Below are 13,133 nucleotides of genomic sequence, written 5' to 3' on the forward strand. Positions count from 1 at the left end.
GGGGGTCTTCCCCATGGCGCGCGCAGCCGGGTCCCGGCGCGCCGATTTCTCGATCGACTTCTCGGTTCAACCATTGAGCGTCCCGCTCCGTATACCCGGGTGCCACGCCGAACAACCCGGGAGGCCGTGCGGATGACCGCCACCTACGAGCCCTTCACCCCAGCCGGTTCCCCGGAGCCGCGCCGGGACCGCTACGCCTCGCGACAGGACGAGCGTTACGGCTCGCGGGACGACCGCTACGACACCCGGGACGACCGCTACGACACCCGGTACGACGACGGTCACCGCCGGCCCGAGGACCCGTGGGCGGCCCAGCAGCCTTCCTGGGCGCAGCCGGAGCCGGCCGTCCCGCGCTGGTCCGGCCAGCCCGAGCCGGCCGCCCCGCGCTGGTCCGACCAGCCCGAGCCGGACTACGGATACGCCGCCCCGGCGCCGGTTCAGCACGGCCCGGGTCCGGGGCCGGGCCTGGCCCCGCTCCGCGAGAGGCGTCCCGCCCGCACCAAGCCGATGGTCATCGGCCTGGTGGCGGTGCTGCTCGCGGTGACCGGCTGGCAGGCGTACCGCATCGAAACCGTGATCCAGAGCAGCAACGACCTGGCCACCGCGGTCTCCACCGAGCAGAACCGCAGCGCCGAACTGGAGAAGGCGCTCACCAACGTCTTCGACCCGGAGGGCATCTCCTCGTCCGCGCTGCCCAGCGTCTTCCGGGTGCGCGCCGGCGACTTCACCGGCACCGCGTTCTCGGTCGGCGCCAAGGCCAAGGACGGCACCGCCAACCTGCTGACGAACTTCCACGTCGTCGAGTCGGTGTTCAACGCCGGCAACCGCGGGGTCACCCTGGAACAGGGCGCCACCCGGATCAACGCCACGATCGTCAAGGTCGACAAGGCCAAGGACCTGGCGCTGCTCACCGCCAAGAAGGAGATCAAGCCGCTCGCGGTCGCCGCCGGCACGGTCAAGCCGGGCCAGCCGGTGGTCGTTCTGGGCAACCCGCTCGGCCTCGACGACACCGTCACCCAGGGTGTGATCAGCGCCTTCCGCCAGGACGACGCCGACGGGCCGACCATCCAGTTCGACGCGCCGATCAACCCCGGCAACTCCGGCGGCCCGGTGGTCAACACCGGCAAGCAGGTGGTCGCCCTGGCCACCGCCAAGGCCCGCGACGCCGAGGGCATCGGCCTGGGCATCCCGATCGCGACCGCCTGCGCCACCTTCAAGAACGTCTGCTGACCGCTGCGGGCCGCTGGTGGCCCGGGCTCGCCTCGTGCCGTCGACACCCCTCGCGGCCCGCCGGGAACCGCGGACCAGTCGGCGTCCGAGTCGTCGCCGCGCGGTCACCCCTCGCGGCCCGCCGGGAACCGCGAGCCGGGTCAGGTGGCGGGGGCCCGGTGGCGGTCGGTGAGGGAGGCCACGCCGGGCGGGGGCAGGCCGGCCGTGGAGGCCAGCATCGCGCACCAGCCCCGCAGGTGGGCGGCGAAGTCGTCGGAGAGCGGCGTCCAGGAGGCCCGGACCTCCAGGTCGGCCGTCGGAGCCGGGCCGGCCAGCTCGCCGAAGCGGGTCGACGCGGTCTGGGTGACCGTGCCGCCGATCGCGGTGTACGCGGCCGTGTGCTGGTCGAGGGCGTCGGTCAGCCAGGTCCAGGCGACCGCCGGGAGCAACGGGTCGGTGGCCAGATCCGGCTCCAGTTCCGCGGTCACCAGGGTGACCAGCCGCATCTCGCCGCGCCAGGCGTCGTGGCCGGCCGGGTCGTGCAGCAGGATGAGCCGGCCGCTGGCCACCTCGTCCCCGGCGCGCAGGACGGTGGCGCTGAGCGCGAACGAGTACGGCGCGAGCCGCTGCGGCGCGGCGATCTCCTCGAGCAGGATCTCCGGCCGTGGCGAGTCCGCGCGCAACGCGGCCACCGCACGGGTGAACGCCTCGGGAACAGCGGAGGGGGACGCCATGGTGGAAGAGTATGCCGATCTACGCCCCGGCAGCCTTCGCCGCGCCGCCGGGGCTTCTTCACTCACGTGGCACCATGAGCCGGTGACCGTTCTCGAGGATTCCCCGTTCGTCCGCGCGTGCCGCGGCCTGCCCGGCCCGCACACGCCGGTCTGGTTCATGCGGCAGGCCGGGCGCTCGCTGCCGGAATACCGCAAGATCCGGGAGAGGACCGGGATGCTGGAGTCGTGCCGCCGGCCCGACCTGGTCACCGAGATCACCCTGCAGCCGGTGCGCCGGCACAACGTCGACGCGGCGATCCTGTTCAGCGACATCGTGGTGCCGATCGCGGCGGCCGGCATCGATCTGGACATCGTGGCCGGCACCGGCCCGGTCGTCGCCGACCCGGTCCGCTCCGCCGGTGACCTGGAGCGGCTGCGGCCGATCACCACGGCGGACGTGGACTTCGTCGCCGAGGCGGTGCGGCTGCTGGTGGCCGAGCTGGGCGCGACGCCGCTGATCGGTTTCGCCGGTGCGCCGTTCACGCTGGCCAGCTATCTGATCGAGGGCGGTCCTTCACGGACCTACCTGAAGACCAAGGCGATGATGTACGCCGAGCCGGCGCTGTGGCACGCCCTGCTCGGCCGGCTCGCCGACATCACGCTGACGTTCCTGACGACGCAGGTCGACGCGGGTGTCAGCGCGGTGCAGCTGTTCGACTCGTGGGCGGGTGCCCTCTCCGAGGCGGACTACCGTGAGTTCGTCATGCCGCACTCGGCGAGCGTGCTGCGCGGGCTGGCCGGCGCCGGCGTGCCGCGGATCCACTTCGGCGTCGGCACCGCGGTGCTTCTGGAGGCGATGGGCGAGGCCGGCGCGGACGTGGTCGGCGTCGATTGGCGTACTCCGCTGGACGTGGCGGCGAAGCGGGTCGGCCCGGACCGCGCGGTGCAGGGCAATCTGGACCCGGCGATCCTGTTCGCCGGCTGGGACGTGGTGGAGCGGGAGGCCCGGCGGGTGCTGGCACAGGGCCGGGCAGCCTCCGGTCACGTGTTCAATCTCGGTCACGGCGTGATGCCGGAGACGGACCCGGACATCCTCACCCGGCTCGTCGCGCTGGTGCACGAGATCACCGCCCGGTAGGGACCTTCGTCCCTGTCCCGCCCGGCTTTCCCCGGGCGGTCCGCCCAGCGGCATCTCGACGGCACTGGACACCGCTCGCGTCCAGCCGGCGGCGGCCGGCTGGCACCGAGGGGCCTCTCGACGGCCTTGAGCCATCCGTGACGGCCAGCCGGCAGCCGCCGACCGGAGGGTGTGTCGACGGCCTTGGGGCGCCCCTGAGGGCCAGTGGCCCGCGCGGGCCGGGCGTGAGAGGTGTGCGGCCCGAGGACTGCCGCGCGGGCTGCCGCCGGGGTGGCGGTCACAGGGGTGGACCCCGGGCGTTGCGGATCGGGGCGGGCTGGGAGGGTGGAGAGCGTGCGGAAGCGGATCGCGATCATCGGCGGCGGCATCGCCGGGCTGGCGGCCGCCGTCCGCCTGCGGGATGTGACGCCCGCGGACACCGAGATCGTCGTGTACGAGCAGAGCGGCGCCCTCGGCGGCAAACTGCGCACCGGCGAGCTGGCCGGCGTCCCGGTCGAGCGGGGCGCCGAGTCCTTCCTGAACGGCGCTCCCGGCGGCGGCGAGTCCGCGGCCGTGCGGTTCGCCCGCCGGCTCGGCCTCGGCGACGCGCTGGTGCACCCGGCCCCCCAGCCGGCCGCCCTGGCGATCGGCGGGAAGCTGGCCCGCATCCCGGCCGGCACTCTGGTCGGCGTCCCCGGCGACCTGTCCGCGCTGGACGGCGTGGCCGTCCCGGACGCGGACTCGGACGCCGACACCGGGCAGCCGTTGCTCGCCCCGGGCCAGGACGTCGCGGTCGGCGAGCTGGTCCGCTCGCGGTACGGCGCGCAGGTGGTGGACCGGCTGGTCGACCCGATGCTCGGCGGGGTCTACGCGGGCCGCGCCGACCAGCTGTCGCTGCGCGCCACGATGCCGCAGCTGGCCCGCACGGCGGAGACCGAGCACACGCTGCGCGGCGCGGTCCGGGCGGCGCAGGCGCTGAGCCGGCGCACCCCGGGGCAGCCGGTCTTCGCGGCCGTGGCCGGCGGGATGAGCCGCCTGGTCGAGGCGGCCGCGACCGCCGCCCGGGCGCGGATCGGCCTCGGGCTGCCGGTGCGCGAGCTGGTCCGTACCGGCGATCGCTGGCAGCTGGTGCTGGGGCCGGCGCCCGATCCGCGGACCGAGGACGTCGACGCCGTGATCCTGGCCGTGCCGGCGAAGCCGGCGGCCCGGCTGCTGGCCGGGGCCGCGCCGGAGGCCGCGCGGCTGATCGGCGCGCTGGAGTACGCGAGCGTCGCCCTGGCCGGGATGGCGCTGCCAGCCGGCACCGAACTGCCCGAACTGTCCGGTTTCCTGGTCCCGCCGGGCGAGGGCACACTGGTCAAGGCGGCCACCTTCTTCACCCGTAAATGGCCGCACCTGACCGGTGCGGACGGCCCGGTGATCGTGCGGGCCTCGCTGGGCCGGGCGGGTGAACAGGAGCGCCTGCACCCCAGCGACGAGGCGTTGCTCGAGATCGCGCACCGGGAGCTGGGCGAGCTGGCCGGCACACGGCTGCCGGCGCCGGCCGCGTCGTGGATCCAGCGCTGGGGCGGTGGCCTGCCGCAGTACGCGCCGGGCCACCCGGACCGGGCGCTGGCGGCCCGGGCGGCGCTGCCGCCGGGCCTGGCGGTGGCCGGCGCCGCCCTGGACGGCGTCGGCATCCCGGTCTGTGTGGCCAGCGGTGAACGCGCGGCGGACGATGTGAACAGTTATCTGGACGCGTGAGCGGCAGCGTCCGGGGAGCATGCAAAGGAAGGCACACGACTGTGAGTGAGCAGCAGACCAACGCGGCTCGGATCAACGAGCTGAACGCCACCATCCGGTACACGATGTGGTCGGTCTTCCGGGCGTCCACCCCGCTGCCGGCGCTGCGTGACGAGCTGGCCGGTGAGGTCGACGGCCTCTTCGAGCAGCTGGCGGCGAAGGATGTGACGGTCCGCGGCACGTACGACGTCTCCGGCCTGCGCGCCGACGCGGACGTGATGATCTGGTGGCACTCGGCCGACTCGGACAACCTGCAGGAGGCGTACTCGCTGTTCCGGCGGACCGCGCTGGGCCGGCACCTGACCCCGGTCTGGTCGCAGATGGCCCTGCACCGGCCGGCCGAGTTCAACAAGAGTCACCTGCCGGCGTTCCTGGCCGGGGAGGAGGCGCGGCCGTACATCTGCGTCTACCCGTTCGTCCGCTCCTACGAGTGGTACCTGCTGCCCGACGAGGAGCGCCGGGACATGCTCGCCGAGCACGGCCGGCAGGCCCGCGGGTACCCGGACGTGCGGGCCAACACGGTCGCGTCGTTCGCGCTCGGCGACTACGAGTGGATGCTCGCCTTCGAGGCGGACGTGCTGCACCGGATCGTCGACCTGATGCGGGACCTGCGGGCCTCCCGGGCGCGCCGGCACGTCCGCGAGGAGGTGCCGTTCTACACCGGGCGGCGCCGGTCGATCGCGGAGATCGCCGCCAGCCTGCCGTGATCTAGACCCGCCGGGCCATGGGTACGTGGGGGATGCCGTCCTCCACGTACTCCGGCCCGGACGGCTCGAATCCGTACCGCATGTAGAACTTCACCAGGTACGACTGGGCGTCCAGCACGCTCGGCCGGTGACCGACGATTTCCAGCGCGTGCTCCATCAGCCGGCCGGCCAGCCCGGCGCCCCGGGCCGCCCTCGCGGTCACCACCCGGCCGATCCGTTCCATCCCGTGGTCATCGAGAATCCGCAGATAGGCCCGGATCTCCCGGTCCCGGGAGAACCATAGGTGTCGGGTGCCGGGTTCGGTGTCGCGGCCGTCCAGGTCGGGATAGGCGCATTCCTGCTCGACCACGAACACGTCGCTCCGTAGCCGGAGGATGTCGTAGAGCGTCGCGGCGGGGAGGTCGCGGAACGATGACACGCGCAGTTCGTCGTGCGGTTCGGGATGCATCGGGCCAGCGTATGCGGCGCGTCGTCGCCGTTCCCCCCGGTCCCGCGTAGTAGTGATGTGGCTACTGCCTGTGGAGGACGCATGATCAAACGCAGCAAGCTGTTCGGCAACAAGACCCGGGTGACCTTCTCCCTGCCGGCGGACGAGCCGTTCGGGGTGGTCAGCGTCGTCGGCACCTTCAACGACTGGCAGCCCGGCAAGCACGAGCTGCAGGTGCGCCGCAACGGCACCCGGACCGTGAGCGTCCCGCTGGAACCGGGGGAGTACCGGTTCCGCTACCTGGCCACCGGCGGCGTCTGGTTCGACGATCCGGACGGCAGCGAACTGCACCTATAAGCGTTTCGGCGACCGGTTCCGGGGGATCTGTTCGAATCTGCGGTTCAGGCGTCCCGGAGGGGGAATCGTGGCAGACGTCAAGCTGGCGATCGTCTACTACTCGGCGACCGGCACCGTGCACGCGATGGCGAAGCGGTTGGCGCGCCGGATCGTCGCCATCGGCGGCAAGCTGAAGGCCTGATAGAAAGGGCCCATGGCCGTCGACACGCAATACGAGGAACTGCTCCGGCGGGTGCTGGAGACCGGCACGCCGAAGAGCGACCGCACCGGGACCGGCACCCGCAGCCTCTTCGGCGAGCGCCTGCGCTACGACCTGTCCGCGGGTTTCCCGCTGATCACCACGAAGCGCGTGCACTTCAAGTCGATCGCCGTCGAGCTGCTCTGGTTCCTGCGCGGGGACACCAACGTGCGCTGGCTGCGGGACCAGGGCGTGACGATCTGGGACGAGTGGGCCGGCCCGGACGGTGAGCTGGGTCCGGTCTACGGCTACCAGTGGCGCTCCTGGCCCGGCCGGAACGGCGGCATCGACCAGCTCTCCGGGGTCCTGGACACGCTCCGGAGGAATCCGGACTCGCGGCGCATGGTGGTCTCCGCCTGGAACGTCGGCGACCTCGACGAGATGGCGCTGATGCCGTGCCACGCGATGTTCCAGTTCTACGTCGCCGACGGCCGGCTCTCCTGCCAGCTCTACCAGCGCAGCGCCGACCTGTTCCTCGGCGTCCCGTTCAACATCGCGTCCTACGCCCTGCTCACCCGGATGATCGCCGACCAGGTGGGGCTGGCCCCGGGCGACTTCATCTGGGTGGGTGGCGACTGCCACATCTACGACAACCACGTCGATCAGGTCCAGGAGCAGCTCGGCCGCGAGCCCTACCCGTTCCCGTCGCTGCGGATCGCGCCGCGGCCGAGCCTGTTCGACCACGAGTACGCCGACTTCGAGGTCGTCGGCTACCGCCACCACCCGGCGATCAAGGCGCCGGTGGCGGTGTGAGCGTGCACCTGATCTGGGCGGAGGCCCGTCACCGGGTGATCGGCGCCGGGGGCGGTATCCCCTGGCACGTCCCGGGCGAACAGGCGGTCTTCAAGGAGCGGACGATGGGCGCCACAGTGGTGATGGGCCGCGTCACCTGGGACTCGCTGCCCCGCCGGCCGCTGCCCGGGCGGCGCAACGTGGTGCTCACCCGGGACCGGTCGTGGAACGCGGACGGCGCTCACGTCGTACACCATCGTGATCAGATCGTCGAAGACGATTTCTGGGTGATGGGTGGCGCGTCGATCTATGCGGACTTCCTGCCGCTGGCCGACCACATCGTGCGGACGACCATCGACCTTGCGGTGGAGGGCGACACCTACGCCCCGGAACTGGGTCCGGAGTGGAAGGTGGCCGCCTCCACCGGGTGGACGACCGCGCCGAACGGTGTCCGTTACCTCGTCGAGGACCTGGTCACTTCGGGTCGAGGCGGATAGACAGGCTGTTCACGCAGTGCCGCGTGTTCTTGGCGGTGAAACCCTCACCCCGGAACACGTGGCCCAGGTGCCCGTCGCAGCGCGCGCAGCGGATCTCGACGCGCACCATGCCGTGGCTGCGGTCCTCGATCTCCTTGACCGCGCCGGGGATGGCGTCGTCGAACGAGGGCCACCCGCAGTGCGAGTCGAACTTGGTGGAGCTGGGGTAGAGCTCCGCGCCGCAGCCACGGCAGTGGTACATCCCCTCGGTCTTGGTGTTCACATACTCCCCGCTCCAGGGGGCCTCGGTGCCGGCCTCGCGAAGCACCCGGAACTCGGCCGGGTCGAGCCGGACCCGCCACTCGTCCTCGGTGGTGGGCAGCGTGGTCTCTTCGATCGCCATGCCGTCAACGGTACGTCGGCCTCCCGTCGCACCGGACGTGCGGCGACACGCGTGGGCGGGCCGTTGAGCCGTCTATGGAAGCTGCATCTCCGACGTTCCGGCCGACCTTCCAGCAAGCTTTCGGCCACGGCCTGTATCTCGGCGCGCTGAGCGCGGTGGCGAGTGTCACGACGGGGGTGATCGCGACCATGTTCTGGCCCGGGCCGTCGAGCCCGCCGGGATGGTCGTGGGCGGTGCTGGTGCTGGCGCCGCTGCTGCTCGGGATCGCGCTGGGGATCATGTCGGGGCGGCGGACCGGGGTCCAGGTCGGCAGCCGCGAGATCCGCACGTCGTCGTTGCTCGGCGAGGGCGAGGTGCCCTGGAACCGGGTGGTGGACCTGCGCGCCGAGCGCCGGGGGCGGCGCAACGTGGTCTCGGTCTACCTGGACTCCGGGGCCAGCGTGCAGTTGAACGCGCCGTACAGCGGGGGGCTCTTCGCCGCGGATCCGCAGTTCGAGCTCAAAGTGTTTGCTTTGTCGCATTTATGGCGCAGTCACCGATTCGGTGGTCTTCCGAGTTGAAGACGCGCCGAGAGTGCCTTTCGGGTAAAACGGGCAATCCCCGCTAAGCTCCCGTGCGACCATGCAATCGTACCTAACAGCAACAGAACGGATACTCCTCATGAGTCTTGCTCGTCGGCTGGCCGTGGGTCTTCCCGTGGCCGGCGCAGCCGCTTTCGCCGCTCTCGCCGTCTCGTCGCCGGTCCTCGGGGCGACCGATCCGGTCCGGGCCGGCCATCCGGTCGTGATGGCCAGCCCGGACCGGGGCCACGCCGGTTACGGCCCCGGAGGCGCCGCTCCGGCGACGCCGGCCACCACCGCGCCGGCCACCACGGCTCCACCGGCGGGTGCCGCGCCGGTCACCGAGACCCCGGGCACCGTCGGCGGCGCCCGCGGGAACGCCGGTTACGGCTCGATCAGCCCGGCGGGGTCCCCGACCGTCACCGGCGGGGCGAAGAGCGTTCCGGGCCGGGTCAGCTCGGCGTCCGTGCCGCAGCCCGGCGGCGTCTCGAACGAGCGCCTGCCGCTGACCGGCGGGCCGGTCGGCGCCACCGTGGCGGTCGGGGCGGTGCTGGTCGCCGGTGGCGCGGGCGCACTCTGGTACACCCGCCGCCGGAAGACCGCCTGATCGCGTCATGTGTCCGATTTGCGAGGGTCGCCCGAGTTTTTCGGGTGACCCTCCAGCTTTGGCATAGGGTCGGGGGCATGCCGAGAGCCGCCGCCGAGGAACACCTGATCGCCGGTCACACCGTGCGCCTGAGCAGCCCCGACAAGCTCGTCTTCGCCGAGCGCGGCTATACCAAGCGGGACGTCTTCGAGTACTACCTGGCCGCTGGCGACGGCATCCTGCGCGCCCTGCGCGACCGGCCCACCACGCTGCAGCGGTTCCCCGACGGCCTGGACGGTGAGGCGTTCTTCCAGAAACGCATACCGACCCGGGGCGTCCCCGACTGGATCACCACCGCGAAGATCACATTCCCGAGCGGCCGTACGGCGGACGAGCTCTGCGTCGCCGACCTCGCCCACGTGGCATGGGCCGCCCAGATGGGCACCGTGGTGTTCCACCCGTGGCCGGTCCGCGGCTCCGCGCCGGACCACCCCGACGAGCTGCGCATCGACCTGGATCCGCAGCCGGGCCTCGGCTTCGGCGACGTGACAGCGGCCGCCGGCGTGGTCCGCGAGGTGCTCGACGAGCTGGGCTGGGTGGGCTATCCGAAGACCTCCGGCGGCCGGGGCGTGCACGTCTACGTCCGGATCGCGCCGCGGTGGGACTTCGTGCGGGTGCGCCGGGCCGCGATCGCGCTGGCCCGGGAGGTGGAGCGGCGCAACCCGGCAGGCATCACCACCGCCTGGTGGAAGGAGGAGCGCGGGCAGAAGGTGTTCCTCGACTTCAACCAGATGGCCCGGGACCGGACCATCGCCTGCGCGTACTCGTTGCGCGCCAACCGGCGGGCCACCGTCTCCACCCCGGTCACCTGGGACGAGCTGCCGCAGGTCGAGCCGGACGACTTCGACCTGCGGACGGTGCCGAAGCGGATCGCCGAGCGCGGCGACCCGCACGCCGGGATCGACGACCTGGCGCACGACCTTACGCCACTGCTGGAGTGGGTCGAGCGGGACGAGAGGGCCGGCCTGGGCGACCTGCCCTACCCGCCGGATCACCCGAAGATGCCCGGCGAGCCTCCGCGCGTGCAGCCCAGCAAGATGAACCGGGCGAACTGGGAGTCCTAGGAGCCGCTCACTTCGCCGGGCAGCGCAGGCCCTCCGCCGGCACCTTCAGATCGATCAGGTAGCCGTCGACGGCCCGGGTGACGCACTCGGTCGACGGGTACGCCGTGTGGCCCTCGCCCTCCCAGGTCAGCACGTGCCCGGTGCCCAGCATGCCGGCCAGGCGCGCGGTGTTCTCGTACGGCGTGGCCGGGTCCCCGGTCGTGCCCACCACCAGGATCGGCGGGGCGCCGTTCGCCTTCCCGGCCGGGTACGGGTCGGGCTTGCCCGGCCAGTACGTGCACGGCAGCATCCCGGTCGCCAGCGGCGCCCCGAACATCGGGTACTTCACCCGCCACTGGCCCTGCAACTCGCGGACCCGGTCGGCGGTCGGCGCGTCGTCGGTGTCCGCGCAGTTCACCGCGAGGTTGGCGTCGAACAGGTTGGAGTACGTCCCGTTCTGCTCGCGCTCGGCGTACTGATCGGCGAGCTCCATGATGCCCTTGGCGTCCCCGCGGGCCAGATCGGCGGTCGCCTTGGCCAGGCTGGTCCAGCCGGACTCGGTGTAGAGCGACGAGATCAGCCCCAGGAAGATCCAGCCCGGGGTGGCCTTGCGCCCGTCCCGGAGCGGAACCGGGGACTTCTCCGCCTTCGCCAGCGCGCCGGTGATCGCGCCCCGCGGGTCGGCCGCGACCGGGCACTTGGCCGGGTTCGCCTTGCACCAGGCGGTGAAGTTGCCGAACGCCCGCTCGAAGCCCTTGGCCTGGGTCTCCGAGCTCTCCACGTAGTTCTCCGTGGGGTCGACCGCGCCGTCCAGCACCAGGGCCCGCACATTCTGCGGGAACAGCTGCGCATAGGTCGCGCCGAGCAGCGTGCCGTAGGAGAAGCCCAGGTAGGTCAGCTTGCTGTCGCCGACAGCGGTGCGCAGCGCGTCCATGTCCCGGGCGGCCTGCTCGGTGGAGAAGTTCGGCAGCTGGTCGCCGTACTTCCGGCCGCAGCCGTCGGCGATCTTCTTGTTCAGCGCGGTGAGCTGGTCGAACGAGGCCTGGCTGACCGGATCGGGGTCGGCCCCGAAACTGGCGTCCTGGTCGCTGTCGCTGATGCACTTGATCGGGCTGGAGCGGCTCACCCCGCGCGGGTCGAAGCCGACGATGTCGAAGCGGTCGGTGATCTCGGCCGGCAGGCCGCCCATCGCCTGGCCGAACGAGAGGTAGACGGCGATGTCGACGCCGGAGCCGCCCGGGCCGCCCGGGTTGACCAGCAGCGAGCCGATCCGGTTCTTCTGCGACGTGGAGCGGACGCGGATCATCGCGACGTCGTACGTCTGGCCGTTGTCCGGTTGCGCCCAGTCCCGGGGGACCGCCACCGTGGCGCAGTCGTAGCTCATCCCGGCGGCGCCCCGGCCGATCAGCTTCTCCGGCACGTCCGGGCACGGAGACCAGTGGGCGGCGGCGCCGGCGGTCGAGGCGACGGTCGGGACACCGCCGACCGGCTCGGCCGAGCCCTCCGGCGCGAACGCGGGCAGCGTGCAGCCCCCGAGGGCGGTGAGCAGCACGGCCAGCAGAGCGGTGACCGAACGCGATCGACGGGGCACGGCGCGACCTTTCGACGGCAGGCCACCCAGGCTAGCCTGTCCCCCCGCACGCCTCGCTCAGCGGCTGGTGAGCACCTGCGCCAGGTCGAAGCTGACCGGGCGCTCCAACTGCTCGTACGTGCAGGTCCGCGGCTCGCGGTCGGGCCGCCAGCGCTCGAACTGGGCGGTGTGCCGGAACCGGAGGCCCTCCATGTAGTCGTAGCGCACCTCGACCACCCGTTCCGGCCGCAGCGGGGTGAAGGACAGGTCCTTGCCGCTGTTCCAGCGGCTCACCTCGTTCTTGCGCGGGGTGCGCTCGCCCTGCAGGTGCGCGGCCCAGTCCCACGGGTGGCCCTCGAGCTCGGTGACCAGCGGCTGCAACTGCTCGAACAGCTCCTCGCGCACCTTCATCGGGAACGAGCCGATCACCCCGACCGAGACCAGCACGTCCCGCTCGTCGTAGAGGCCGAGCAGCAGCGACCCGATCCGGTTCTCCGCGGACTTGTGCACCCGGTACCCGGCCACCACGCAGTCCGCGGTGCGCTTGTGCTTGATCTTGAACATCACCCGCTTGTCCGGCTGGTACGTCAGATCCCGCCCCTTGGCGATCAGGCCGTCCAGCCCGGCGCCCTCGAACTGCTCGAACCACCTCCGCGCGGTGGCCAGGTCGTCGGTGGCCGGAGTGACATACACCGGCGCCCGCGCCTTGTCCAGGGCCTGTAGCAGGCGCTCGCGCCGCTGCTCGAAGGGCAGCTCGGTGAGATCCTCGTCGCCGAGCGCCAGCAGGTCGAACGCGACGAAGCCGGCCGGGGTCCGCTCGGAGAGCAGCGTGACGCGGCTGGCCGCGGGATGGATGCGCTGCTGCAGGGCCTCGAAGTCGAGGGTGTTGCGCCCGGTGTCGGCGACGATCACCTCGCCGTCGATCACCGCCCGCTCCGGGAAATTGGCCAGCACCGCCCGCACCACCTCGGGGAAGTACCGGGTCATCGGCTTCTCGTTCCGGCTGCCGATCTCCACCTCGTCGCCGTCCCGGAAGATGATCGACCGGAATCCGTCCCACTTGGGCTCGTAGATCTGCCCCGGGGGGATCTCCGCGACGGGTTTGGCGAGCATCGGCTTGACCGGGTGCTGGAACGGCAGCTGCATCCGCTCA

At 72.1% G+C, this 13,133-nt stretch carries 15 protein-coding genes; 10 read left to right on the forward strand and 5 right to left on the reverse strand.

The window, feature by feature from the left end:
• The first annotated feature begins 132 nt into the window (after nucleotides 1-132).
• Complete coding sequence (locus tag Asi03nite_RS17100; protein WP_203680894.1) at nucleotides 133-1,230, forward strand: S1C family serine protease; 1,098 nt, start codon at nucleotides 133-135, stop codon at nucleotides 1,228-1,230.
• 140 nt (nucleotides 1,231-1,370) lie between these two features.
• Here Asi03nite_RS17100 and Asi03nite_RS17105 read toward each other — a convergent pair whose 3' ends face one another.
• Nucleotides 1,371-1,943 (reverse strand): DUF3000 domain-containing protein, encoded by a 573-nt coding sequence (locus Asi03nite_RS17105; protein ID WP_203680896.1) that lies wholly within the window; start codon nucleotides 1,941-1,943, stop codon nucleotides 1,371-1,373.
• Between the two features lie 82 nt (nucleotides 1,944-2,025).
• Here Asi03nite_RS17105 and hemE point away from each other — a divergent pair, with 82 nt between their 5' ends.
• The 3 genes from hemE to hemQ all read left to right on the forward strand — a co-directional run bounded on the left by hemE (nucleotide 2,026) and on the right by hemQ (nucleotide 5,528).
• A complete protein-coding gene (gene hemE / locus Asi03nite_RS17110; RefSeq protein WP_239102742.1) occupies nucleotides 2,026-3,060 on the forward strand; it encodes a uroporphyrinogen decarboxylase in 1,035 nt (344 codons plus the stop codon).
• A 324-nt stretch (nucleotides 3,061-3,384) separates the two neighbouring features.
• A complete protein-coding gene (gene hemG / locus Asi03nite_RS17115) occupies nucleotides 3,385-4,782 on the forward strand; it encodes a protoporphyrinogen oxidase (RefSeq protein WP_203680899.1) in 1,398 nt (465 codons plus the stop codon).
• Between the two features lie 41 nt (nucleotides 4,783-4,823).
• Nucleotides 4,824-5,528: a hydrogen peroxide-dependent heme synthase gene (gene hemQ, locus Asi03nite_RS17120; protein ID WP_373872125.1), complete on the forward strand. Its 705-nt coding sequence runs from the start codon at nucleotides 4,824-4,826 to the stop codon at nucleotides 5,526-5,528.
• Nucleotide 5,529: 1 nt separating this feature from the next.
• On the opposite strand, the gene Asi03nite_RS17125 is transcribed toward hemQ, so the two are convergent.
• Entirely contained in the window at nucleotides 5,530-5,976 is a 447-nt protein-coding gene (locus tag Asi03nite_RS17125) for a GNAT family N-acetyltransferase (RefSeq protein ID WP_203680900.1), read from the reverse strand.
• Between the two features lie 81 nt (nucleotides 5,977-6,057).
• Here Asi03nite_RS17125 and Asi03nite_RS17130 point away from each other — a divergent pair, with 81 nt between their 5' ends.
• The 3 genes from Asi03nite_RS17130 to Asi03nite_RS17140 all read left to right on the forward strand — a co-directional run bounded on the left by Asi03nite_RS17130 (nucleotide 6,058) and on the right by Asi03nite_RS17140 (nucleotide 7,779).
• On the forward strand, nucleotides 6,058-6,312 hold the full coding sequence (locus Asi03nite_RS17130; RefSeq protein WP_203680901.1) for an isoamylase early set domain-containing protein: 255 nt from the start codon (nucleotides 6,058-6,060) through the stop codon (nucleotides 6,310-6,312).
• A 193-nt stretch (nucleotides 6,313-6,505) separates the two neighbouring features.
• Nucleotides 6,506-7,303 (forward strand): thymidylate synthase, encoded by a 798-nt coding sequence (locus tag Asi03nite_RS17135; protein WP_203680902.1) that lies wholly within the window; start codon nucleotides 6,506-6,508, stop codon nucleotides 7,301-7,303.
• Nucleotides 7,300-7,779 (forward strand): dihydrofolate reductase, encoded by a 480-nt coding sequence (locus tag Asi03nite_RS17140; protein ID WP_203680903.1) that lies wholly within the window; start codon nucleotides 7,300-7,302, stop codon nucleotides 7,777-7,779. The genes Asi03nite_RS17135 and Asi03nite_RS17140 overlap by 4 nt, the downstream gene beginning before the upstream one ends.
• Here the strand turns inward: Asi03nite_RS17140 and msrB are convergent.
• Nucleotides 7,757-8,161 carry a peptide-methionine (R)-S-oxide reductase MsrB gene (gene msrB / locus Asi03nite_RS17145; RefSeq protein WP_203680905.1) on the reverse strand — a complete coding sequence of 135 codons (405 nt, stop codon included), beginning with the start codon at nucleotides 8,159-8,161 and terminating at the stop codon, nucleotides 7,757-7,759. The two genes, Asi03nite_RS17140 and msrB, sit on opposite strands and share 23 nt — an antisense overlap.
• Nucleotides 8,162-8,235: 74 nt before the next feature.
• Between msrB and Asi03nite_RS17150 the strand changes: the two genes are divergently transcribed.
• The 3 genes from Asi03nite_RS17150 to ligD all read left to right on the forward strand — a co-directional run bounded on the left by Asi03nite_RS17150 (nucleotide 8,236) and on the right by ligD (nucleotide 10,431).
• A complete protein-coding gene (locus Asi03nite_RS17150) occupies nucleotides 8,236-8,721 on the forward strand; it encodes a hypothetical protein (RefSeq protein WP_203680907.1) in 486 nt (161 codons plus the stop codon).
• Between the two features lie 100 nt (nucleotides 8,722-8,821).
• Entirely contained in the window at nucleotides 8,822-9,328 is a 507-nt protein-coding gene (locus tag Asi03nite_RS17155) for a hypothetical protein (protein ID WP_203680909.1), read from the forward strand.
• A gap of 77 nt (nucleotides 9,329-9,405) precedes the next feature.
• Nucleotides 9,406-10,431 carry a non-homologous end-joining DNA ligase gene (gene ligD, locus Asi03nite_RS17160; protein ID WP_203680911.1) on the forward strand — a complete coding sequence of 342 codons (1,026 nt, stop codon included), beginning with the start codon at nucleotides 9,406-9,408 and terminating at the stop codon, nucleotides 10,429-10,431.
• A gap of 7 nt (nucleotides 10,432-10,438) precedes the next feature.
• Here ligD and Asi03nite_RS17165 read toward each other — a convergent pair whose 3' ends face one another.
• Together Asi03nite_RS17165 and Asi03nite_RS17170 are read right to left on the reverse strand one after the other, a co-directional pair.
• Nucleotides 10,439-12,001, reverse strand: a complete 1,563-nt coding sequence (locus Asi03nite_RS17165) for an alpha/beta hydrolase (RefSeq protein ID WP_203680913.1) — start codon at nucleotides 11,999-12,001, stop codon at nucleotides 10,439-10,441.
• Nucleotides 12,002-12,058: 57 nt separating this feature from the next.
• A complete protein-coding gene (locus tag Asi03nite_RS17170; RefSeq protein WP_203680915.1) occupies nucleotides 12,059-13,126 on the reverse strand; it encodes an ATP-dependent DNA ligase in 1,068 nt (355 codons plus the stop codon).
• Between the last annotated feature and the right edge of the window lie 7 nt (nucleotides 13,127-13,133).

The sequence above is a fragment of the Actinoplanes siamensis genome (assembly GCF_016862395.1).
Classification (GTDB): domain Bacteria; phylum Actinomycetota; class Actinomycetes; order Mycobacteriales; family Micromonosporaceae; genus Actinoplanes; species Actinoplanes siamensis.

What these genes read in the sequence shown, in the direction of transcription:
- Asi03nite_RS17155 (WP_203680909.1), top strand. Translation starts at nt 8,822, where the DNA reads ATGAGTCTTGCTCGTCGGCTGGCCGTGGGTCTTCCCGTGGCCGGCGCA.
- Asi03nite_RS17105 (WP_203680896.1), bottom strand. Translation starts at nt 1,943, where the DNA reads ATGGCGTCCCCCTCCGCTGTTCCCGAGGCGTTCACCCGTGCGGTGGCC.
- msrB (WP_203680905.1), bottom strand. Translation starts at nt 8,161, where the DNA reads ATGGCGATCGAAGAGACCACGCTGCCCACCACCGAGGACGAGTGGCGG.
- Asi03nite_RS17170 (WP_203680915.1), bottom strand. Translation starts at nt 13,126, where the DNA reads ATGCAGCTGCCGTTCCAGCACCCGGTCAAGCCGATGCTCGCCAAACCC.
- Asi03nite_RS17150 (WP_203680907.1), top strand. Translation starts at nt 8,236, where the DNA reads ATGGAAGCTGCATCTCCGACGTTCCGGCCGACCTTCCAGCAAGCTTTC.
- Asi03nite_RS17100 (WP_203680894.1), top strand. Translation starts at nt 133, where the DNA reads ATGACCGCCACCTACGAGCCCTTCACCCCAGCCGGTTCCCCGGAGCCG.
- Asi03nite_RS17135 (WP_203680902.1), top strand. Translation starts at nt 6,506, where the DNA reads ATGGCCGTCGACACGCAATACGAGGAACTGCTCCGGCGGGTGCTGGAG.
- ligD (WP_203680911.1), top strand. Translation starts at nt 9,406, where the DNA reads ATGCCGAGAGCCGCCGCCGAGGAACACCTGATCGCCGGTCACACCGTG.
- Asi03nite_RS17125 (WP_203680900.1), bottom strand. Translation starts at nt 5,976, where the DNA reads ATGCATCCCGAACCGCACGACGAACTGCGCGTGTCATCGTTCCGCGAC.
- Asi03nite_RS17130 (WP_203680901.1), top strand. Translation starts at nt 6,058, where the DNA reads ATGATCAAACGCAGCAAGCTGTTCGGCAACAAGACCCGGGTGACCTTC.